This is a genomic window from Promicromonospora citrea (assembly GCF_013004695.1).
In the GTDB taxonomy this organism is placed as follows: Bacteria; Actinomycetota; Actinomycetes; order Actinomycetales; family Cellulomonadaceae; genus Promicromonospora; species Promicromonospora citrea.
In genome coordinates this window covers 102,755-122,897 of record NZ_JABEMG010000001.1, presented here as the reverse complement: position 1 = coordinate 122,897, position 20,143 = coordinate 102,755, and the positions used below count along the sequence as shown (strand labels likewise).

Here is a 20,143-nt window from a genome sequence, read left to right as displayed (position 1 = left end):
GCGGTCGCCGGGTCCTGGCGGTGCGGGGCGTGCAGGGGCGCGAGCGCGGGGTGCCGCGCGAGGCGGTGGGCCAGGGCGTGCCGCCACCGCAGGTACAGGGCGGCGTCGGTGCTGTCGGCCTCGACGTGGGCGCCCGCCGCGACCCAGGCGCGCAGGCGCTCGGCCGCGGGCGACAGGTCGTGGGCGAGGTGGGCGACGAGGCCGGCGGCGCCGAGGTCGCGGGTGTCCCCGTGGATCCGGGCCTGGGTGTCCGGCGACTCGGGCTCGTCGGCGGCGGCCAGGAGCTGCCGGATGCGCTCGGCGCGGTACGGCGGGTACCACCAGCCGAGGTCGTGGGCCTCGCGTCCCGGGCGCAGGTCGCGCGGGCCGGTGCCGGGGCGTCCGTCGCGGGCCGCGGGTGCCTGCGTGACGGGCCGTTCGTTGGCGTCGACGGCGACCTGGGCGACCACGGCGGGCGCGGGCAGCTCGAGGTAGCCGTCGGCAGGCTCGGCGGCGGGCAGCGCGCGGTCGGCGGCGGCGGGCACCCGCCCGGCGGTCAGGCTGAGCACCTCGCCGGTGTCGTCGGCGGTGAGCACGCGGTTGACCGGGTCGACCCAGAGCGCGAAGGCGTCGGCCACGTCGCGGGCCGTGCGCGCGTGCAGCAGGGTGCGCCAGGCGGCCACGCCGACGTCGGACAGGTCGCGGGCGGGCCAGCTCAGGCGCCACGCGGCCGGGTCCGCGGTGTCGGCGGGGTCGGCCACGACCTCGACGTGGTGCGCGCCGGCGTTGGTGATGCCCCACGCGACCGAGCCCCGCGGCGAGACGGCGTGCGCGAAGTGCGGCACGCCGGGCACGCCGGGGAAGGCGAACCCGGCGACGTCGTACGGCTCGGCCGGGTCGGTGCACACGAGCCGCACCTGCTGGTACGGGCCGGGCAGCTCGAGGGTGCGGTGCGGGTCGCCGGCCACGAGGGGGCTGCCCGAGGCGGTGTGCGCGCCGTGGACGGCCCAGGCGTTGGAGCCCGAGCCCGCCTCGGCGTCGAAGAGGTGCAGCACGCGCTCGAGCGGGACGCCCGGCACGTGCAGGTGCCGGGCCACGTGGGCGCGCCACAGCACGCCGGGGAACCCGTTGAACAGCACGTGCACGGCGAGGAACACGCCGACCGGCGTCCACGGCTCCCAGGGCCGGGCGGGCACGCCGGCCAGCTCGGGCACGTCCCTGCCGCCGTCGCGCAGCCCCGCGGTGACGCCGTCGGCGTACGCGGCGAGCCATTCCTGCTCGGCGGGCGCCGCGGCGTCGTGGACGGCGCGCGCCGTCTCGGCGAGGAGCTCGCGCTCCGCGAACCGGTCCCAGGGCAGCCCCGCGTCACCGGCGAGCTCGGCGTACCGGCCCTCGGCGCGCAACCGGTCCGCCTCGATCTGCAGGCCCCGGTCCTGGGCGGTCACCCAGCCCTGGCCGTAGGCCAGCTCGGGCTCGGAGGCGGCCCGCACGTGCGGGATGCCCAGGTGGTCACGGAACAGGTCGAAGCTCATGCCGCTCATCGTCGACATCATCTCCTGCGGGCCGGGTTGTCGAGCTCGCCCGCGTAGATCAGCGACTCCGACTGGTTGGTCAGGTCCACCATCTGCAGCGTGTTGCGCAGCTGGAGGCGGTTGAGGCACGAGTGCGCGAACCGGTCGGCGCGCAGGTCGACCGGTGAGCCCGGGTGCTCGGCCGCGTGCCGGTCGATCGTCTCGGCCACCAGGGCCCAGAACCGGTCCTCGGCGAGCACGCCGTCGCCGGCGAGGATCCCGGACAGGTGCCGCAGCACGCCGTCGAACACGTCGGTGAAGATCGCGAGCGCCTTCTCGTCGTCGTCCACGACGGCGCGGACGCGCTCGACCGCGGGCGGCAGCGGGGCGTGGCCGAGCACGGCGACCTCCTCGCCGATGTCCTTCATGAGGGCGCGCACCACGACGCCGTCGCGCAGCACGAGGATGAGGTTCTCGCCGTGCGGCATGAACGCGAGCTCGTAGGTGAGCAGGCAGTGCACGAGGGGGTAGAGGTAGGCGTCGAGGTAGGCGCGCAGCCACTGCTCGGGCGGCAGGCCGGACGCGCGCACGAGCGCGGAGGCGAACGCGGTGCCGCCCGCGTCGCGGTGCAGGAGGCTCGCCATCGTCACGACGCGTTCGCCGGGCCGCAGGTGCGGCAGCGGCGACTCGCGCCACAGGGCGGCGAGCATCTTGCGGTGCGCGTTCGGCCGGGGCGTGCGGTGGTAGACGTCGCCGGTGTAGCCGACCGACGCGATCTCGCGCAGCACGGTGAAGCCGGTGCGGCGCAGGGTGTCGTCGCGGGCGACCAGGTCGGCGACCCAGTCGTTGATGGCGGGCGTGGCACGCATGTAGGCGGGCGACAGGCCGCGCAGGAAGCCCATGTTCTGGATGGCGAGCGCGACCTTGACGTAGTGCCGGTCGGGCCGCGTGCGGTTGAACAGGGTGCGGATCGACTGCTGCGGCTGGTACTCGTCGCTGCCGGGGCCGACGGGGACCAGGTCACCGCGGGCGACGTCGGCGGCGAAGGTGATCGCGACGCGGTGCTCCCACTGCCACGGGTGCACGGGCAGGTAGAGGTAGTCGGCGGGGTCGTGGCCCGCCGCGGTCAGGCGTTCGGCGAAGGCGGTGCGCTCGGCGGCGGTGAGCTCGCCGGCGTAGTGGCCGTCCTCGGTGTCGCCGGCCGCGAGCGCCAGGTGGGTGTGCTCGCGGCGGGCGGCGAGCCAGAGCAGGCGCAGGCGCTGCCCGCGCTCGGGCGCGTAGGCGCGGTAGTCGCTCAGGGAGAAGCCGATGCGGCCGTTGTTGGCGACAAAGCCGGGGTGGCCCTCGGACATGGCGGCCTCGACCTGCTGGAACGCCGCGGCGACGTCGTGCGGCCCGTCGGCCGTGCGGAGCCGGTCGAGCAGACCGCGCACCGAGGGGGTGGTGCCGTCGAGCTCGCGCTCGTGCTTGGCGGCGGCGGAGGCCAGGGTCGAGGAGAGCTCCTCGAGGTAGGTGGCCAGCAGCGCGTCCGGGATCTGCAGCAGGGGCTGCAGCTCGGCGACCAGCTCGAGCGCGTCGACGGGCAGCTCGGTCTCCCCGAGCGGCCCGGCCGCGGCGGTGCGGCGCACCGAGGCGGGGTCGATCACCCAGTGCTCGAGCGCGTACCGGCGGGCGGTGAACCGGTAGGTGACGGTGCCGAGGTCGAGGCGGTAGGCGCCCTGTGCCGACGGCCCGTCGGCGACCGGTGAGAGGAGCCGCTCGTGGGTGAGCTCGGCGACCGTCTTGGCGACGAGGTGCCGGTGGGCGTGCTCCGTGTGCGCGGGCACGAGGTGGGTGGCGCCGGGCGGGCCGTCGCCGAGCGGGGACGCGGCGAAGTCGGCGCGGGTCGCGACGCTGAGGGCGGCGCGCTTGGCGTGCGCGCCGCGGCCGAGGTCGACCTCGCGCAGCACGCGGAAGCCGGCCGCGGCGTTCTTGGCGGCGATGCGCCGGTTGCCGACGTCGGGTTCGACGACGACGCGGGCGGCGCCGCGCCCGCCGGCCCCCGGGTCGGTGAGGCAGAACCGCATGACGGCCGTCATGACGGCGTCGGTGAGGCCGTGCCGCGGCGTGACCGGGGGCGCGACCAGCAGGTGCATGCCGAGGTCGCCGGGCTCGGCGTCGTGCACGCCGACGAGCAGCACGCGCGCGGGGTCGTAGGTCTCGGTGAGGAGGACGGGCTCGCCGTCGAGGCGGCCGAGCCACGCGTCCTCGTGCGGTGCCGCCTGGACGCCCGCGAGGTAGTCGCGCACCTGGGCGACGTCCAGGTGCCCCATCTGCCAGTACGCCGCCGAGGGGTGGGCCAGCCAGCCCTGGACGAGCGCGGCGTCGCGCTGCGGGTCGACGGGCTCGAACGTGATCTGGCCGAGGCGGGTCGTGGTGGTGAAGGCGACGGCGGTCATCGGGCGCCTCCCGGCAGCCCGAACTGCTGGAACGCGATGCGGCGCTCGACGGCGTACGGCTCGCGGCCGGTGACGTTCGCGAGGACGACGGACGCGCGCCACGCCCCGAAGCCCAGGTCGGGGGCGGTCACGCCGTGGGTGTGCTCCTCGCCGTTCAGCACGTGCACGCGGCGGTCGTCGTCGACGGTGTAGTCGCGGGCGACCGCGTACCGGCCGCGCTCGTCGAGGGTGACGAGGCCGGGGGCCAGGAACGCCGGGAGCTGCGCGGCGTAGCCCGTCGCGGCGACGACGGCGCGCGTGCGGTGCTCCGCCGTCGTGCCGAGCTGCCCGTGCCGGAGGGTGAGCACGTACTCGTCCGTGCCGGCGTCGTGGCGGGCGGCGACGACCTCCGTGTCGGTGAGCAGCGTCGTCGGCAGCTCCCGGCCGAGGGCCGAGCGGCGGTAGAGGGTGTCGTAGATGTCGTCGACCAGGTCGCCGCTGATGCCCTTGTAGAGGGCGCGCTGCTCGCGCCCGAGCCGGTCGCGCAGCGCGCCGGGCAGGGCCGTGTAGTGGTCGGTGTACTCGGGCGACGTCATCTCGAGCGTCAGCTTCGTGTACTCCATCGGGAAGAACCGCGGCGAGCGCGTCACCCAGTCCAGGCGCAGCTCCCCCGGGCCGGTGCCGCACGCGTCGAGCAGGTCGCGGTACACCTCGGCCGCCGACTGCCCGCTGCCGACCACCGTCACCGCGCCCGACGCCGCGAGCGCCGCGCGGTGCGGCAGGTAGTCGCCGGTGTGCACCACGGGCCCGGCGCCGTCGAGGTGCTCCAGGACGGCGGGCAGCCGCGGCTGGGTGCCGGTGGCCAGCACGACGTGCTTGGCACAGTATTTCTCGACGCCGGCGCTGGTCTCGGCCGTCACCTCGAACAGGTACCCGTCCCCGGCGGCGACGCGCACGACGCTCGTGACCCGCCGCCCCCACCGCAGCGTGGGCAGCTGCGCGGCGACCCAGCGGCAGTACTCGTCGTACTCGGCGCGCAGCGGGTAGAACGACTCACGGATGTAGAACGGGTACAGGCGCCCGGTCGCCTTGAGCCAGGCCAGGAACGAGTAGGGCGACGTCGGGTCGGCCATCGTCACGAGGTCGGCGAGGAACGGCACCTGGAGCGTGGTGCCCTCGATGAGCATGCCCGGGTGCCAGGAGAAGCCGTCGCGCTGGTCGAGGAACACGGCGTCGACGTCGGGCAGCGGCTCGGCCAGCGCGGCCAGGCCGAGGCCGAAGGGGCCGAGCCCGATGCCGACGAGGTCATGGACGTGCTGCTGGTTCATCAGCTCTCCCCCTCGGCGCGGGCCAGGCGCGGGTGCACCGTCCGGCACGGCGGCTCGCCGGTGTCGGTGAGCGCCTCCCCCGCGAGCAGGCCGTGCGCCGCGGAGCGGACGAGCTCGAGCACGCCCCGCACGTCGGCGAGCGTGGCGTCGGGGTTGAGCAGCGTGAGCTTGAGGCAGGGGCGGCCGTCGACCACGGTCTTGGCGACGAGGGCGCGGCCGGAGTCGAACAGGACGCGGCGCACCTGGGGCACGAGCGCGTCGGCCCGCGCGGGGTCGAGGCCGTCGGGCTCGTAGCGGAACAGGACGGTGGACAGGTCGGTCGTGCCGACGACGCGGAGGTCGGGGTCGGTCGCCAGGTCGGCGTGGACGGCCGCCGCGAGGTCGCACACGGCGTCGACCATGGCGCCGACGCCGTCGGGGCCGAGCGCGCGCAGGGTGACCCAGAGCTTGAGGGCGTCGAAGCGGCGCGTGGTCTGCAGGGACTTGTCGACCTGGTTGGGGTCGGCGTGGGGCTCGCCCTGGGGGTTGAGGTAGTCGGCGTGCCAGGCGACGGGCGCGAGGTCGGCCCGCTCGCGCACCACGAGGGCGCTGGAGGAGACGGGCTGGAAGAACGACTTGTGGAAGTCCACGGTGACGCTGCGGGCGCGCTCGATACCGGCCAGCAGGTGGCGGCGCGTGGGGCTGACGAGCAGGCCGCAGCCGTAGGCGGCGTCGACGTGCAGCCAGGCGCCGACCGCGTCGCACAGGTCGGCGACGGGGCCGAGCGGGTCGACACAGCCGCGGTCGGTGGTGCCCGCCGTGGCCACGACGGCGACGACGACGTCGCCCGTGCGCGCGACGTCGACCAGCGCGCGGCCCAGGGCGTCGGGGCTGAGCCGCCCGTCGGCGTCGGTGCCGACGGCGACGACGGCGTCGTCCTCGAGGCCGAGCAGCAGCGCCGACTTGGCGATGCTGAAGTGGCTCGACTGCGTCGTGAGGATGCGCATGGCGGTCAGCGGCACCCCGGCGCGGCGGGACCTCTCGCGGGCGAGGAACAGGGCCTGGAAGTTGGACTGGGTGCCGCCGGAGGTGAAGACGCCGTCGGCGTCGGGGCCGAAGCCGATGCGGCCGGCGGTCCACTCGACCAGGCGGCGCTCCATGAGGGTGGCGACGGTGGACTGGTCGTAGGTGTCCACGGAGGTGTTGATCGCGGCGAGCATCGTCTCGGCGCCGACCGCGGGCAGCGCGACGGGGCAGTTGAGGTGCGCCGTGTAGGCGGGCTCGTGGAACCAGACGGCGTGCGTGGCGTACAGGTCGGCGGTCTCCCGGAGGGCCTCGCGGGTCCCCGCGGCCGGGCCGTCGAGGTCGACGGCGTCCACGAGGGCCTGCAGCTCGGCGCGGGCGGCGCCGGAGAACGGCTGGGTGACGGTCCGCAACCGGGTCGCGACGTCCTCGGCGACCTCCCGCACGGTCTCGGCGTACAGGCTCGCGGTAGCCCCGCGCAGCAGCGCGGTCGTGTCGTGCGACCGCACGGCGGACGAGGCGGGTGCGGTCACGTTCGACGCTGCGGGCAGGCGTGAGGGCATGCGGAAGTCTCCTCGGAGAGGGGGAGCCGCCCCGAGGGGCAACTTAGGTTTGCCTGGCCTAACCTAATGCCTCCCGGGCGCGCGTCAAGCCGTCCGCCGGACCCGGGACGTGGCGCGCGTCACTCCGGAAGGAGGCCGAGCGCCACCACCCCGCCCTCCACCGACAGGGCCCGGATGCCCGCCTCCCGCAGCACCCCCGCCACGCGGGCCGAGCGCACGCCCGCCTGGCACAGCACGTGCACCGGGCGGCCCGCCGCCCACGCGGCGACGTCCAGCACGGCCGCGTCCGCGGCCGGACCGCCGAACCGGCCCGACGGGACCAGGCGGGCGCCCGGCACCGGGGAGATCACGGCCTCCCACTCCTCCCGGACGTCCAGGACGAGGGGGTCGGCGCCGTCGGCGCGAGCCGCGGCCAGCTCGGCCGGCGTGACGCTGTCCGCGGCGCGGGCGGCCGGTGCGGTCCCGCAGAACACGGCGTAGGGGTCGCGGCCGTCGGTCGCGCGCAGGAGCGCGGTCACCGGCTCGCGGTCCGGGTCGCGCCGCACGGTGAGCTGGCGCCACGTGAGGGCGAGCGCGTCGTACACCGCCAGCCGGCCGAGCAGCGTCCGTCCGGCGCCCGTGACCAGCTTGATCGCCTCGGTCGCCAGCACGGAGCCGACCGTGCCGCACATCGCGCCGAGCACGCCCCCGGTCGCGCAGTCGGGTGCCGCGCCCGGCGGGGGCGGCACGGGGAACACGTCACGGTAGGTCACGCCCTGTCCGCCCGGCGCCGCCCCCCAGAACGTCGACACCTGGCCCGTGAACCGGTAGATGCCGCCCCACACGCACGGCAGGCCCAGCACCTCGGCGGCGTCGGAGACCAGGTACCGCGTGGCGAAGGCGTCGGTGCCGTCGAGCACCAGGTCGTACCCGGACAGCACCTCCAGCGCGTTGTCCGGGGTGAGCCGCTCGGAGTGCTCCACGACGCGCACGTGCGGGTTCACCGCCGCGACCGCCTCACGGGCCGACGTCGTCTTGGGCCGCCCCACGTCCGCGACACCGTGCACCACCTGGCGCTGCAGGTTGGACTCCTCGACGACGTCGTCGTCCACCACGCCGAGCGTGCCGACGCCGGCGGCGGCCAGGTAGAGCAGCGCCGGGCTGCCCAGGCCGCCCGCACCCACGACGAGGACGCGCGCGGCCGCGAGCCGGCGCTGCCCCTCGGGGCCCACGCCCGGCAGGGCCAGGTGCCGGGCGTACCGGGCGGCCTCCTCACGGCTGAGGTCGGGGCCGGGCTCGACCAGCGGCGGCAGGGTGCGCTCCCGGGCGGTCACAGCGCGAGGTCCAGGTTGTCGCCCCGCTCGTCGCCGAGCCGGACCCGGCCGTCCGGCGAGGACGACGCCAGGGCGTGCTCGCGGCGCGGCGGGCGGCCCGCCCGGGCGGCGTCGTACCCCGCCTCGACGGCGCGGCGCATCGCGCGGGCCATGCGCACCGGGTCGGCGGCACGCGTGACGGCGGTGGCCAGCAGCACGCCGTCGCAGCCCAGCTCCATGGCCAGGGCGGCGTCCGACGCCGTGCCGATGCCCGCGTCGAGGATCACCGGGACGGCGGCCGCCGCGGCGATCGCCTCGATGTTGCGCGGGTTGGCGATGCCGAGGCCCGAGCCGATCGGCGAGCCCAGCGGCATGACAGCCGCGCACCCGACGTCCTCCAGCCGGCGCGCGAGGATCGGGTCGTCGTTCGTGTAGGGCAGCACGGTGAAGCCGTCGTCGACGAGCTCGCGTGCGGCCTCCAGCAGGCCCACCGGGTCGGGCAGGAGGGTCACGTCGTCGGCGATCACCTCGAGCTTGACCCAGTCGGTCGCGCACGCCTCGCGCGCCAGGCGCGCGGTGAGCACGGCCTCGCGCGCCGAGAAGCAGCCCGCCGTGTTCGGCAGCGCGCGGATGCCGAGGCGCGCGAGCAGGCCCCACACGCCGGTGTCCCCGCCCGTCCCGCCCGGCGCCGGGCGGGACACCCGGCGCATGGCCACCGTGGTCAGCTCGGTGCCGGACGCCACCAGCGCGTCCTCCAGGGCCAGCAGGCTGGCCGCTCCCCCTGTCCCCATGACGAGGCGGGAGCCCAGGGGCGTGCCCGCGACGGTGAGGGGGGTGTCGGCAATCTCGGACGCGGTCCCGGTCACGTCAGCCTCCCTGCACCGCGGTGACGACCTCGACACGGTCACCCGGGCGCACGGTCGTCGTGGACCAGGCGCCGCGCGGGACCACGGCGTCGTCGAGGGCGACGGCGACCCCCTGGGGCGCGCCGTCGACGACGTGCGCCGGCAGCAGACGCGCGACGAGGTTGGCGACGGGCAGGGGTTCGTCGAGCGGGTACGGCTCGCCGTTCACGAGCGCCGTGGTGGTGGGGGTCGTCATGCGGTGCCTCCTGTCATGCGGTGCCTCCTGGGCCGGCTCCGACCGTCTGGTCGGCGGGGTGAGCGGACGTGAGGTAGCGCAGCGGGTCCGCGTGGCGCGCGGCCGCCTCGGCAGCGGCGACCGTCGGCGCGTCGCGGGCGCTCGCGGCGGTGCGCCGCACGGGTCAGGCCCGGCAGGTGCTCGACGCCGTGCGCGGCCTGGGCCGGCGCGGTGAGCGGTCGCAGAGCGCCGCACGTCTCGCGGCGTCGCTGAGCTCGGCCCGGCAGTCCGGTGCGGCACAGGCCGGGCCGCAGCCGTCGGCGATCGTGCACAACCCGGGTCGCCGGGAGATGCGGGGGCTCGGCCGCTCATGAGACGTGCAGTCGTCGTGGTGATCACGGTCGTCGTGCTCGCGATCGGGACCTGGATCGGCTGGCCGCGCGAGGGCGGACCGGTGGACCCGACCGCGCAGGACGCCGGGGTGGCCGCCCCGGGCGGCCAGGACGACTTCCGCAACCCGGAGGGGACGTCGGACGACCCGCCCGAGGCCGGTGCACCGGTCACCGGACCTGTGGACGAGCCTGTGGACGGACAGCCGGCCGCCGGCGACCCCGCCGTCGAGGTCACGGCCGAGCCGGAGTTCGACGAGACCGCGCCGAGCGAGCCCGTCCCGGCGACGTGGGACGACACCGTCCGCGCGGCCGCACGCGACGCCGCCCTCGCGACCATGACGGCGTTCGCCGCGACCGACCGGTCGGCGGCCGCCTGGTGGGACGCACTCGAGCCCCTGCTCACGCCGCAGGCCCGACCCGTCTACCAGGACGTCGACCCCCGCCTCGTGCCCGTCACGGAGGTGACGGGGGACCCCGAGGTCACGGACGAGACCTCCACGCTGCTCGCCGAGGTGTCCGTGCCCACGGACATCGGCCCGTACACCGTGCTGCTCACCCGGGCCGACGGCGCGGCGCCCTGGCTGGCCGAGCAGATCAGGCCGCCGGAGGGGTCGTGAGCGGGCGGGACGCGGTCGGCCTCGCGACGCGCGCGACCCGGACCGCGGTCCGTTCCCGCGGTCGGCGCCCCGGGCGGCGCGACGACGGCACCCGCCGCGCGGTCCTCGTCCTCGCCGTGCTCGCCGCCGCCGTCCTCGCGGTGCCCGCCGCCCTCGTCGCCATGGTGGTGCTCGTCGGCGGGGCCGTGAGCGAGAGCCAGTCGCAGGGCGGCTGCAGCCTGTCCGCGTCGGTCGTGCCCGCGGGCGGCCAGGCGGCCGCCGCCGGCGGGTTCACCGCCGAGCAGCTGCAGAACGCCTCGGTCATCCTGCAGGTCGGCCAGGAGCGCGGGGTCCCGGGCCGCGCACAGGCGATCGCCGTGATGACCGCGCTGGGCGAGTCCGGCCTGCGCAACCTCGCCTACGGCGACGACCGGTTCGGCGTACGCAACCCGGACGGCACGCTGACCTCGTCGATCGGCATGTTCCAGGAGCAGAAGTGGTACGGCACGGTCGAGGAGCGGCTCGACCCCGTCCAGTCGTCGGGCCGGTTCTACGACCGGCTGCTCGCCGTGACGGGCTGGGAGACGCTCGAGCCGACCATCGCGGCGCACAAGGCGCAGCGCAACGCCGACCCGTACCACTACCAGAAGTACTGGGACCAGGCGCTGCGCGTGATGCAGCTCGTGAGCGGGGCCGACGAGCAGGACCTGGAGGCGCTCTCCCGGTCCGTGCAGGGCGCCGCCGCGGGCGCACCCTGCCTGTCCGGGTCGATCAGCCAGGCCGCCGTCGGCGCGGGCGGCTGGGCGAACCCGGCCGTCGGCACCAAGGCGTCGGGCTACGGACCGCGGAACACCGGCATCGCCGGAGCCTCGACGTACCACCTCGGGCAGGACATCGCCGCGTCGTGCGGCACGCCGGTGTTCGCCGCGGCGGCGGGCCGCGTCGTCATCTCGGGCGCCACAGGCTGGGGCACCGGCAACACGATCCGCGTCGAGCACGGCTCGGGCCTCGACTCGACCTACGGGCACCTGCTCACGGGGACCAACCTCGTCCGGGTGGGCGACGTGGTGCGCGCAGGGCAGCAGATCGCGTCCATGGGCGGCGACTCGCGCATCGACCCGGCGGGCGCCGGCACGTCGTCGGGCTGCCACCTGCACTACGAGGTGCGGATGAACGGCCAGGCCGTCGACCCCGAGCCGTTCATGGCCCAGCAGGGCGTGACGCTCGGCGTGGCCGCGCCGGTCACCGAGTCGGTGGCGCCGCAGGACGCGACGGAGCCTGCCGGACCCGCGGACGCCGCGGGGCGCTGACCCCGCGCGCACCGATGACTTCTGCCCGCCGCGGGCGTCCAAGAAAACAGGTCGCGATCGTCACCGGGAATAACGGACGATGATCCGACGTCGTAGTGACGTAGGTCGCGTGCAAGGACGCTCTCGATCTCGGCCCGCGCGCACCATACCGAGAGGGCATCCACCCCATGAGCACCGACACCATCGACACGTCCGACCACCCGATCGAACCACCGACCGCCCCGGCTGCCGGCAGCGTGCCCGTGGCTGCGGCCGTGGCCGTCCCCGACGAGCCTCCCACCAGGCTGCCCGCCGGAGCCTTCCGCGCCATCGCCCTCCTCATGGCGAGCGCGTTCACGGTCATCCTCAACGAGACCACCATGTCGGTGGCACTGCCGCCGATCATGGACGAGCTGGGCGTGACCCCGACGACCGGGCAGTGGCTGACCACGGCGTTCATGCTCACGATGGCGGTCGTCATCCCGGCGACCGGCTACCTCATCAACCGGCTCGGCACGCGCGGTGCCTACCTCCTGGCCATGTCGCTGTTCACCGCGGGCACGGCGCTCGCGATGATCGCTCCGGGCTTCGGCGTCCTCGTCACGGGCCGCGTCGTCCAGGCCACCGGCACCGCGATCATGATGCCGCTGCTCATGACGACGATCATGACGATCGTGCCGCCGCACATGCGGGGACGGGTCATGGGCAACGTCGGCCTCGTCATCGCCGCGGCGCCCGCCCTGGGCCCGACGCTGTCGGGCGCGGTGCTGGAGCCGCTCGGCTGGCGCGGGGTGTTCGGCGTCGTGCTGCCGATCTCGGTGCTCGCTCTGGTGGCGGGCGTCCTGTGGATCCGGGACGTCTCGGAGAAGGACTCCCAGCACCTCGACCCGCTGTCGCTGGTGCTCACCGTGGTCGCCTTCGGCGGTCTCGTCTGGGGCCTCTCGGGCCTGGGCGAGGGTGCGCACGCCGCGGCGGGCACGCTGAACCCGGCGCTGCCGCTGACCGCGGGCGTCGTGTTCCTCGGCCTGTTCGTGTGGCGGCAGCTCGTGCGCCAGCGCACCGACTCGGCGCTGCTCGACCTGCGCACGTTCCTCGAGCGCAACTTCCGCGTCGCGATCGCGATCATGACCGTCTCGATGCTCGCCATGTTCGGCACCCTGATCGTCCTGCCGCTCGTGCTGCAGGACGCCATGGGTCTCACGCCGCTGCAGTCCGGCCTCACGGTGCTGCCGGGCGGGCTCGCGATGGGCCTCCTGGGCCCCGTCGTGGGCCGCTGGTACGACCGGGTCGGGCCGCGCCCGCTCCTCGTGCCCGGCACGGCGCTCGTGACCGTCGGCATCGGGATGCTCGCGTTCCTGCACCCCGGCACGTCGGTGCTCTACGTGCTGGGCGCGCACATCCTGCTGAGCCTCGGGCTCTCCGCGGTGTTCACGCCGCTGTTCAGCTCGGCGCTCGGCGTGCTCCGGCCGCACCAGTACTCGCACGGCTCCGCCACGATCAACACGGTGCAGCAGGTCGCCGGTGCCGCGGGCACCGCACTGTTCATCGCGATCATGACGCTCCGCTCGGAGAGCCTGGTCGACGACGGCGCCTCGGCCGCCGACGCGATGACCACGGGTGCGGGGCTCGCCTTCGCGGTCGGTGCGGGTGTCATGGCCGTGACCATCGGCCTGGCCACGCTGATCCGCCGCCCCGAGACGGACGGCGAGTTCCACGGCGGCCACTGAGGTGGGCGCCGAGCGCTGATCCCGGTCGGCCGCGCGGTGCGGCCACGGGTCCTCGGTCCCCTGTCACGAGATCGTCCGGTCGTCGGACCGGTCTCGTGACAGGGGACCGTTCTCGTTCCCACCCCGGTCGCTACCTCCCGAAGAGGCGCGCCAGCAGGCCCGTGGCCTCGCCCCGCCGCCCGCCGGCGGCCGGCGTCAGCCGGGTGACCTCGATCGTCGGCAGACCGCGCAGCTCGAGCAGGCGGTCGGCCACGGGCAGGACGTCCGCGAGCGCCGGCGGGTGCTCCCGGTCCGGGACGAGCCCCGCGGCCTTCAGGGTGTCGGGGACGGTGCCCGCGTCGAGGCGCTCGGTCCAGGCAGCGGGGTCGAGTGCGAGGAACTCCGGCTGCTGCGGCGGGACGTCGCCCGGGGCGTCGGCGGGCGGGGCGTCGGCCGTCCGCGCCGGGGCGGGGACCCGGTCGACCAGGAGGGCCGCGAGGCTCTCGGCGCGGAACCGCGCCCCGGCGTGCTCCTCGTGGTCCAGGAACACGACCTGCCCGAGGTGCCCGGCAGGCCCGGGCGCCAGGTCCACCGCCCAGACGTTGCCCGCGCCGTCGGTGCCCACGGGGAACCACAGCGGCGAGCCGACCGCGGGCTGCACCCGGCCCTCGGGGTCCTGGGGTGCCCGGGTCTCCGCGTCCGCCGACCAGGTGCCGAAGCGTCGGGCGGGCAGGAACGCCTCGCGCAGGAAGCTGCCGCTCAGGGGGACGATCTCGAATCCACCGAAGCGGTCGTCGTCACCGAGCCGCAGGGCGCCCGAGGCGGCGACGGAGTACAGCGCGCGCACCTCGTGGGGCAGCTGGGCTCCACCGGGGAGCTGGGCTCGCGCGGCCTCGACCTCGTCGGGCGTCGCGCCCCCAGCCTCCGGCAGGTGCTCGCGCACCACGCGCGCGACCGCCTCCGGGTCGGCCGACGGAGCGGGCGTGGCGTCGGGTCGCGGGGCGAGCGTCGCCCGGTGCGGAGCAGGGAGCGCTCCGGGCTCCAGGACGATCTCGAGGACGGGCAGCCCCGGCCCGGGGACGACAGCGGGCGGGAGGGTGATCAGCTCGACGGCGTCGTCCGCGCCGTCCGCGGTCGCGGTCACGTGGACGAGCTGCTCGCTGTCGGGCAGCTGTGCCGCGACGGCCCGGAGCGCGTCCTCGAGACCGGCCCGCGGTCCGGGCCCGCCCGTGCGCGCGGCCTCGAGCGCGAGCGCGCGGTGGTGCTCGCGCCGGGCGGCGGCGTCGCCGTCGTCGGTGTAGGTCCCCTGCCAGGCGCCCTTGCCCACGGTGCCGACGAACGCGTGCGTCCGCGTGCCCGGCGGGGCGGACCGGCGCAGCGCGTCGACGAACGGGGCCCAGGTCTTCCACGCGGTGACGGTCATGGCGCACATGATGCCGCCTTCAGCCTAGGCGGGCCCGCCCGACGTTCCGTAGACTCCAGGCATGGCCGGGGTGCGGGTCTTCGCAGGTACCGGAGGTCAGCGGTTCGCTCACGCGATGTGCGCCGATCTCGACGTCCCCTTGAGCCCAATCAGGATCCAGCGCTTCGCCAACGACTGCCTCCAGGTGCAGCTCCTCGAGAACTGCCGCGAGCGCGACGTCTACCTCGTGCAGTCGGTGGTCCGCCCGGCGCAGGAGAGCCTCATGGAGCTCCTGCTGATGGTCGACGCGGCCAAGGGGGCGTCCGCCGCGCGCGTCACCGCCGTCATGCCGCACTTCGCCTACGCACGGTCGGACAAGAAGGACGCGCCGCGCATCTCGCTCGGGGGCCGCCTGGTCGCGGACCTCCTGGAGACAGCCGGCGTCGACCGCATCCTCACGATGACGCTGCACGCGCCGCAGGTGCACGCGTTCTTCCGGGTGCCGACGGACCAGCTCAACGCGCTGCGCGAGCTCGCCGCGTACTTCCTGCCGAGCGACCTGTCGAAGGCCACGGTGGTCTCCCCCGACCTGGGCAACGCGAAGAGCGCGTCGGCGTTCGCCAAGATGCTCGGCGTGCCCGTCGCGGCGGCCGCGAAGGAGCGGTTCGACGGCGACCGGGTCGAGATCACGTCCCTCATCGGCGACGTCACGGGCCGCGACATCATCGTGCTGGACGACGAGATCGCCAACGGCTCGACGGTCCTCGCCGTGCTCGACCTGCTGCGGGAGCACGGCGCCCGCAGCGTGCGGATCGCGTGCACCCACGGCATCTTCGCGAACGACGCCGTGCACCGCATCGCCGCCGACCCGGACGTCGTCGAGATCGTCACCACCGACACGGTGCCCACGGCGGGCCTGCTGTCGCACGACAAGCTGACGGTGATCAGCGTGGCGCCGGCGTTCGCGGAGGCGGTGCGACGCATCCACAGCGGCGAGTCCGTGAGCGCGCTGTTCGACCCGGCGTTCGACCCGGCGTCGGACCCGTCACGGGTCTAGCCGCGCTCGGCCCACCACGTCTTCAGCTCCTCGACGGCGGCCTCCTCGCCCAGCGGGCCGCGCTCCATGCGCAGGGCCAGCAGGTGCTTGTAGGCCGCGCCCACGTCACGCGACGGCGGGATGCCGAGGATCTCCATGATCTGCGTGCCGTCGAGGTCGGGGCGGATCGCGTCGATCTCCTCCTGCTGGCGCAGCGCGTCGATGCGGTTCTCGAGGTCGGTGTACGCGTCTGACAGGCGCTTGGCCTTGCGCTTGTTCCGGGTGGTGGAGTCGGCACGGGTGAGCCGGTGCAGGCGCTCGAGCAGCGGCCCGGCGTCCGTGACGTAGCGGCGCACGGCCGAGTCGGTCCACGCGCCGTCGCCGTACCCGTGGAAGCGCAGGTGCAGCTCGACGAGCCGCGCGACGTCCTTGACCACCTGCTTCTCGTACTTCAGCGCACGCAGGCGCTTGGCCGCGAGCTTGGCGCCGACCACCTCGTGGTGGTGGAAGCTCACTCCCCCGCCCTCCTCGAACCGGCGGGTCGCGGGCTTGCCGATGTCGTGCAGCAGGGAGGCCAGGCGGAGCACCAGATCGGGCGCCGGCACGGGGCCGTCCGGACCGGTCTCCTGCGCGATGGCCTGCTCGAGCACCGTGAGCGAGTGCTGGTAGACGTCCTTGTGCCGGTGGTGCTCGTCGATCTCGAGCTGGAGGGCGGGCAGCTCGGGCAGCACCTGCTCGGCGAGGCCGGTGTCGACGAGCACCTCGAGGCCCGCGCGCGGGTTGCCGCTGAGCAGGAGCTTGGTGAGCTCGGCCTGCACGCGCTCGGCCGAGACGATCTCGATCCGCTCGGCCATCGCGACCAGCGCGGCGAGCGTGCCCGGTTCCACGTGGAACGAGAGCTGCGCGGCGAACCGGGCGGCGCGCATCATGCGCAGCGGGTCGTCGTCGAACGAGCGCTCGGGCGCGATGGGCGTGCGCAGCACACCGTTCGCCAGGTCGCGCAGCCCGTCGAAGGGGTCGACGAACGTCAGGTCCGGGACGCGCACCGCCATGGCGTTCACCGTGAAGTCGCGGCGCGACAGGTCCCCGTCGAGCGTGTCGCCGAACTCCACCAGCGGCTTGCGCGACGCCGGGTCGTACCTGTCGGTGCGGTACGTCGTGACCTCGACGACGACGTCGCCCCGTCGCGCGCCGATGGTGCCGAACTCCTTGCCGATGTCCCAGTGGGCGTCACCCCAGCGCGCGAGGAGGCGCTGCGTCTGGTCGGGCGTCGCCGACGTCGCGAAGTCCAGGTCGTTGCTCGTGCGGCCGAGGAACGCGTCCCGCACCGGGCCGCCGACGAGCGAGAGCTCGTGGCCCGCTGCCCGGAACTGCTCGCCCAGCTCGAGCGCGGCGGGTGCCATCTCGGTCAGCACGCCCAGCGCGCGCCGCAACAGGTCCTGCTCAGGGGTAGACACAGCGCATGATTCTCCCAGACCCGGAGCGGGCCCACCCACCGCGCCCGGGAAGCCCCGCCTGACCTGAGCAACGGCCATCGGTCGGTAGTGTTGGGGCATGTCCACCCCTGTTCCGGCGAGCGACCGTCCTGACGGTCGTCCGGAGGTGCCCACGCCGCCCGGCGGGGCCCCGCTGCGGGTGAATCCTGCCCGGCGCGCCGCCGCGCCGGCTCATCTGCCCGTGGTGGACGAGACCTCGGCGGGCGGCCTCGTGCTGCGCCCCGAGCCCGAGGGCCCCGGCGCGTTCAGCGCGGCCGTGCTGCTGCGCCGCAACCGCACCGGCCGGCTCGAGTGGTGCCTGCCCAAGGGCCACCTCGAGGGACGCGAGACGCCGCAGGAGGCGGCCGTCCGCGAGATCCACGAGGAGACCGGCATCCGCGGGTCCATCCAGGCCGAGCTGGGCGTCATCGACTACTGGTTCACCGGTGAGGACCGGCGGGTGCACAAGGTGGTGCACCATTACCTCTTGCGCGCGGAGGGCGGCCGCCTGACCGTGGAGGACGATCCTGACGGCGAAGCCGAGGACGCCCTCTGGGTCAGGGTCGACGAGCTCTCCGAACGCCTGTCGTACCCGAACGAGCAGCGGCTGGCCGCCGTCGCCCTGGACCTCCTCGCGTCGTCGAGCGGGCTCCGGGACGCGCTGCGCGCCGACGCCTTCCCCACGGAGCGCCCCGACCTGCCATGACGCAGCACCCCGACATCCCCAGCAGTCCCGCTCCCCGCCGGGCGGCTCGCCGCGCCCGCTCCGCCGGTGCCGCCCTCCTCGCGGTGGTCGCGCTCGTCGGGTCGGCGGTCCTGCCCGCCGCCGCGGCGCCGACGGCGGACCGCACCCCCGCGAGCGCGCCGTCGGCCGGTGCGCTCCGGGCAGCCGCCGCCGACGGAACGGTCGACGTGTCCGTCACGGAGATCTCCCACCCGGTCGCCCGTCCGGGCGACGAGGTGACGGTCCGGGCGAGCGTCACGAACGGGACGGACGAGGTGCTCGACGGCGCGCAGGCGAGGCTCAGCGTGGACTACCTCGCGCTCACGTCCCGCGTGCAGATCGCCGCGTGGAGCGAGTCCGGGCTGGACGACCCCGTCTACGGCGACGGCGACAGCACCGACGTCCCGCGCCTCGAGCCGGGTGAGTCCGCCACGGTCTCGTTCACCTACGACCCGGCCGCCGCGGCGCCGCAGGGGTTCGGCGCGCGACGGCTCGCCGTGACGGTCGACGGCGCGGCGGGCCGGCTCGGCGTCGCCCGCTCGTTCCTCGTGTACGACGCCGACGCCGCGGAGCGCGTGCCGCTCAAGCTCAGCGTGCTGGCCGCGGTGACGAGCCCGCCGACCGACCCGTCGGACCCGACGGGCGCGGCCCTCGAGCTCGCGCAGCAGACCGCTGACGGTCAGCGCCTCGACGGCGTGCTGGAGGTCGCCGAGAAGAGCCCCGTGTCGCTCGCCGTCGACCCGGATCTCATGGGCTCCGCCGCGGAGTCCGACGACCCCGAGCTGCAGGAGTGGTACGAGCGGATGCTCGCCGCCGCGGGCACGACGACCACGTTCACGCTGCCCGACCACGACCCGGACCTCGCGGCGCTCGCGCACGGGGGCCGGGTGGCCACCGGCTCGCACAGCTTCCTGCGCGCGCCGCGCGCAGGCGGCTGGAGCGTCCCCGACACGTGGCGCACCGACCTGGCGTGGCCCGCCGACGGCGTGGTGCCCGACCTGGAGACGTTCGCCCTGGCCACGAAGGTCGGCCGCAGCAACGTCGTGGTCGGCGCAGGCGGGCTGGCCTACGACGGGTCCGGCACCGTGACGGGCCGGGCGAACGTGCGGACGCCGTCGGGCCTGGCGCGCGCCGTGGTGACGGACGAGACGCTCACGCAGGCCTTCCTCTCGGCGACCGACCTCGCTCCGACGGCCGCGACGACGGCGGCCCAGGTGTCGCAGGAGGGTGGACCGGGCGCCGAGGCGGGTTCCGGCACGACGGCGACGACGGCGGCCGAGGGCGCGCAGCGCCTGCTCGCCGAGACGGCCGCGATCGTCAGCCAGGCGCCGTTCGACCCGCCGTCCCTGTCGATCGTGGCGCCCCGGAGCTGGACCCCGGACGCGGACGCGGCGAACGCGATCCTCGACACGCTCGGCCAGGTGGACTGGATCTCCCCCACTACGCTCGACGCCCTGCTGGCGCAGGACCCGCCCGCCGTCGGGCGGACGCCGCTGCCCGAGCACGCCCCGGCGAAGGCCGAGCTGTCCCCGCAGAGCGTCAACGAGCTGGAGCGTGCCCGCGACGCCGTCGTGACGTTCTCGTCCGTCGCCGGCGCGCAGGACGACCTCGTCTGGCAGCCGGGCGTGGCCCGGCTGATCGCACCGCTCGCCGTCGCGCGCCGCGCCGACCCGGGCCTGCGCGAGCAGGTCCGGCGGCAGGTGCTCGACGAGTCGAACGCCGTGGTGCGGGGTTCCCTCACCGTGGTGCCCCGCCAGGACATCAACTTCATCACCGACGTCGGGAACATCCCGGTGCGGGTGCGCAACGGGCTCGACGTCGACGCGACCGTCACCGTGGTGCTGCGCCCCGACCACCCGCGGCTCACCATCGACGAGCGGGCGACCGAGACCGTCCCGGCGGGCCAGGAGCTGGACGTGCAGGTGCCCGTGCGCGCGATCGGGTCGGGCGACGTCGAGGTCACCGCCCAGGTGCTCACGCCGACGGGTGCACGCATCAACGACGACTCGAGCTTCCAGGTGCGGGTGCGGGCGGGCTGGGAGGAGGTCGGCACGTGGATCGCCGCCGGGCTCGTCGCCCTCCTGTTCCTCGCGGGCATCTGGCGCACCGTCCGCCGCGGGCGCTCGCCGAACCGGGCGACCCGCGAGGACGTGGAGGAGGCGCTCGGTGGCGTCCCCGCGGCCGAGCCGACCTCCACGGCCACCTCGACGACCGCGCCGACCACGTCATGAGCGCACGTGCGTGCTCTCGCCCGCTGCCGGGCGGAGTAGTGTTTCGGCCGCCGCACCCGTCGGCCGAGACACCGCAGGGCACACCCCAGACCCCGGGAGCAGTCGCTTGACCCAGGAGAA

16 protein-coding genes are annotated in these 20,143 nt (G+C 75.3%); 7 read left to right on the top strand and 9 right to left on the bottom strand.

What is annotated here, in order from left to right:
• The 7 genes from HLB15_RS00585 to thiS all read right to left on the bottom strand — a co-directional run.
• Window positions 1-1,511: penicillin acylase family protein (locus HLB15_RS00585; protein WP_171102620.1), on the bottom strand; the 1,511-nt coding region annotated here is incomplete at its 3' end.
• Between the two features lie 17 nt (window positions 1,512-1,528).
• Window positions 1,529-3,928, bottom strand: coding sequence for a GNAT family N-acetyltransferase (locus HLB15_RS00580; RefSeq protein ID WP_171102618.1), 2,400 nt, complete (start codon window positions 3,926-3,928; stop codon window positions 1,529-1,531).
• Entirely contained in the window at window positions 3,925-5,235 is a 1,311-nt protein-coding gene (locus HLB15_RS00575) for a lysine N(6)-hydroxylase/L-ornithine N(5)-oxygenase family protein (RefSeq protein WP_171102616.1), read from the bottom strand. Before HLB15_RS00575 ends, HLB15_RS00580 begins: the two co-directional genes overlap by 4 nt.
• On the bottom strand, window positions 5,235-6,800 hold the full coding sequence (locus HLB15_RS00570; protein ID WP_171102614.1) for a pyridoxal phosphate-dependent decarboxylase family protein: 1,566 nt from the start codon (window positions 6,798-6,800) through the stop codon (window positions 5,235-5,237). The genes HLB15_RS00575 and HLB15_RS00570 overlap by 1 nt, the downstream gene beginning before the upstream one ends.
• Before the next feature lie 119 nt (window positions 6,801-6,919).
• Complete coding sequence (locus tag HLB15_RS00565; protein ID WP_171102612.1) at window positions 6,920-8,113, bottom strand: ThiF family adenylyltransferase; 1,194 nt, start codon at window positions 8,111-8,113, stop codon at window positions 6,920-6,922.
• Entirely contained in the window at window positions 8,110-8,883 is a 774-nt protein-coding gene (locus HLB15_RS00560; RefSeq protein ID WP_229785519.1) for a thiazole synthase, read from the bottom strand. The genes HLB15_RS00565 and HLB15_RS00560 overlap by 4 nt, the downstream gene beginning before the upstream one ends.
• A gap of 76 nt (window positions 8,884-8,959) precedes the next feature.
• Window positions 8,960-9,193 carry a sulfur carrier protein ThiS gene (thiS, locus tag HLB15_RS00555; protein WP_171102610.1) on the bottom strand — a complete coding sequence of 78 codons (234 nt, stop codon included), beginning with the start codon at window positions 9,191-9,193 and terminating at the stop codon, window positions 8,960-8,962.
• A 149-nt stretch (window positions 9,194-9,342) separates the two neighbouring features.
• Between thiS and HLB15_RS00550 the strand changes: the two genes are divergently transcribed.
• The 4 genes from HLB15_RS00550 (at window position 9,343) to HLB15_RS00535 (ending at window position 13,176) form a co-directional block, all read left to right on the top strand.
• Window positions 9,343-9,546, top strand: a complete 204-nt coding sequence (locus tag HLB15_RS00550; RefSeq protein WP_171102608.1) for a hypothetical protein — start codon at window positions 9,343-9,345, stop codon at window positions 9,544-9,546.
• Window positions 9,543-10,181, top strand: coding sequence for a hypothetical protein (locus HLB15_RS00545; RefSeq protein ID WP_171102606.1), 639 nt, complete (start codon window positions 9,543-9,545; stop codon window positions 10,179-10,181). The genes HLB15_RS00550 and HLB15_RS00545 overlap by 4 nt, the downstream gene beginning before the upstream one ends.
• Entirely contained in the window at window positions 10,178-11,470 is a 1,293-nt protein-coding gene (locus HLB15_RS24660) for a M23 family metallopeptidase (RefSeq protein WP_171102604.1), read from the top strand. Before HLB15_RS00545 ends, HLB15_RS24660 begins: the two co-directional genes overlap by 4 nt.
• 167 nt (window positions 11,471-11,637) lie before the next feature.
• A complete protein-coding gene (locus tag HLB15_RS00535) occupies window positions 11,638-13,176 on the top strand; it encodes an MDR family MFS transporter (RefSeq protein ID WP_171102602.1) in 1,539 nt (512 codons plus the stop codon).
• A 130-nt stretch (window positions 13,177-13,306) separates the two neighbouring features.
• Here HLB15_RS00535 and HLB15_RS00530 read toward each other — a convergent pair whose 3' ends face one another.
• Window positions 13,307-14,578 (bottom strand): SMI1/KNR4 family protein, encoded by a 1,272-nt coding sequence (locus HLB15_RS00530; protein ID WP_171102600.1) that lies wholly within the window; start codon window positions 14,576-14,578, stop codon window positions 13,307-13,309.
• Window positions 14,579-14,639: 61 nt separating this feature from the next.
• Between HLB15_RS00530 and HLB15_RS00525 the strand changes: the two genes are divergently transcribed.
• Entirely contained in the window at window positions 14,640-15,614 is a 975-nt protein-coding gene (locus HLB15_RS00525; RefSeq protein ID WP_171102598.1) for a ribose-phosphate diphosphokinase, read from the top strand.
• On the opposite strand, the gene HLB15_RS00520 is transcribed toward HLB15_RS00525, so the two are convergent.
• The gene (locus tag HLB15_RS00520; RefSeq protein ID WP_171102596.1) at window positions 15,611-17,050 is read right to left on the bottom strand and encodes a CCA tRNA nucleotidyltransferase; all 1,440 of its coding nucleotides are present in this window, start codon (window positions 17,048-17,050) and stop codon (window positions 15,611-15,613) included. The genes HLB15_RS00525 and HLB15_RS00520 overlap by 4 nt on opposite strands.
• A 97-nt stretch (window positions 17,051-17,147) precedes the next feature.
• Between HLB15_RS00520 and HLB15_RS00515 the strand changes: the two genes are divergently transcribed.
• Both HLB15_RS00515 and HLB15_RS00510 read left to right on the top strand, forming a co-directional pair.
• Entirely contained in the window at window positions 17,148-17,774 is a 627-nt protein-coding gene (locus HLB15_RS00515; RefSeq protein WP_171102594.1) for an NUDIX hydrolase, read from the top strand.
• On the top strand, window positions 17,771-20,023 hold the full coding sequence (locus HLB15_RS00510) for a DUF6049 family protein (protein ID WP_171102593.1): 2,253 nt from the start codon (window positions 17,771-17,773) through the stop codon (window positions 20,021-20,023). The genes HLB15_RS00515 and HLB15_RS00510 overlap by 4 nt, the downstream gene beginning before the upstream one ends.
• Window positions 20,024-20,143 lie beyond the last annotated feature (120 nt).

Coding starts and splice junctions, on each gene's coding strand:
- HLB15_RS00580 (WP_171102618.1), bottom strand. CDS start 3,928: ATGACCGCCGTCGCCTTCACCACCACGACCCGCCTCGGCCAGATCACG.
- HLB15_RS00575 (WP_171102616.1), bottom strand. CDS start 5,235: ATGAACCAGCAGCACGTCCATGACCTCGTCGGCATCGGGCTCGGCCCC.
- HLB15_RS00570 (WP_171102614.1), bottom strand. CDS start 6,800: ATGCCCTCACGCCTGCCCGCAGCGTCGAACGTGACCGCACCCGCCTCG.
- HLB15_RS00560 (WP_229785519.1), bottom strand. CDS start 8,883: ATGGGGACAGGGGGAGCGGCCAGCCTGCTGGCCCTGGAGGACGCGCTG.
- thiS (WP_171102610.1), bottom strand. CDS start 9,193: ATGACGACCCCCACCACCACGGCGCTCGTGAACGGCGAGCCGTACCCG.
- HLB15_RS00545 (WP_171102606.1), top strand. CDS start 9,543: ATGAGACGTGCAGTCGTCGTGGTGATCACGGTCGTCGTGCTCGCGATC.
- HLB15_RS00535 (WP_171102602.1), top strand. CDS start 11,638: ATGAGCACCGACACCATCGACACGTCCGACCACCCGATCGAACCACCG.
- HLB15_RS00530 (WP_171102600.1), bottom strand. CDS start 14,578: ATGACCGTCACCGCGTGGAAGACCTGGGCCCCGTTCGTCGACGCGCTG.
- HLB15_RS00525 (WP_171102598.1), top strand. CDS start 14,640: ATGGCCGGGGTGCGGGTCTTCGCAGGTACCGGAGGTCAGCGGTTCGCT.
- HLB15_RS00515 (WP_171102594.1), top strand. CDS start 17,148: ATGTCCACCCCTGTTCCGGCGAGCGACCGTCCTGACGGTCGTCCGGAG.
- HLB15_RS00510 (WP_171102593.1), top strand. CDS start 17,771: ATGACGCAGCACCCCGACATCCCCAGCAGTCCCGCTCCCCGCCGGGCG.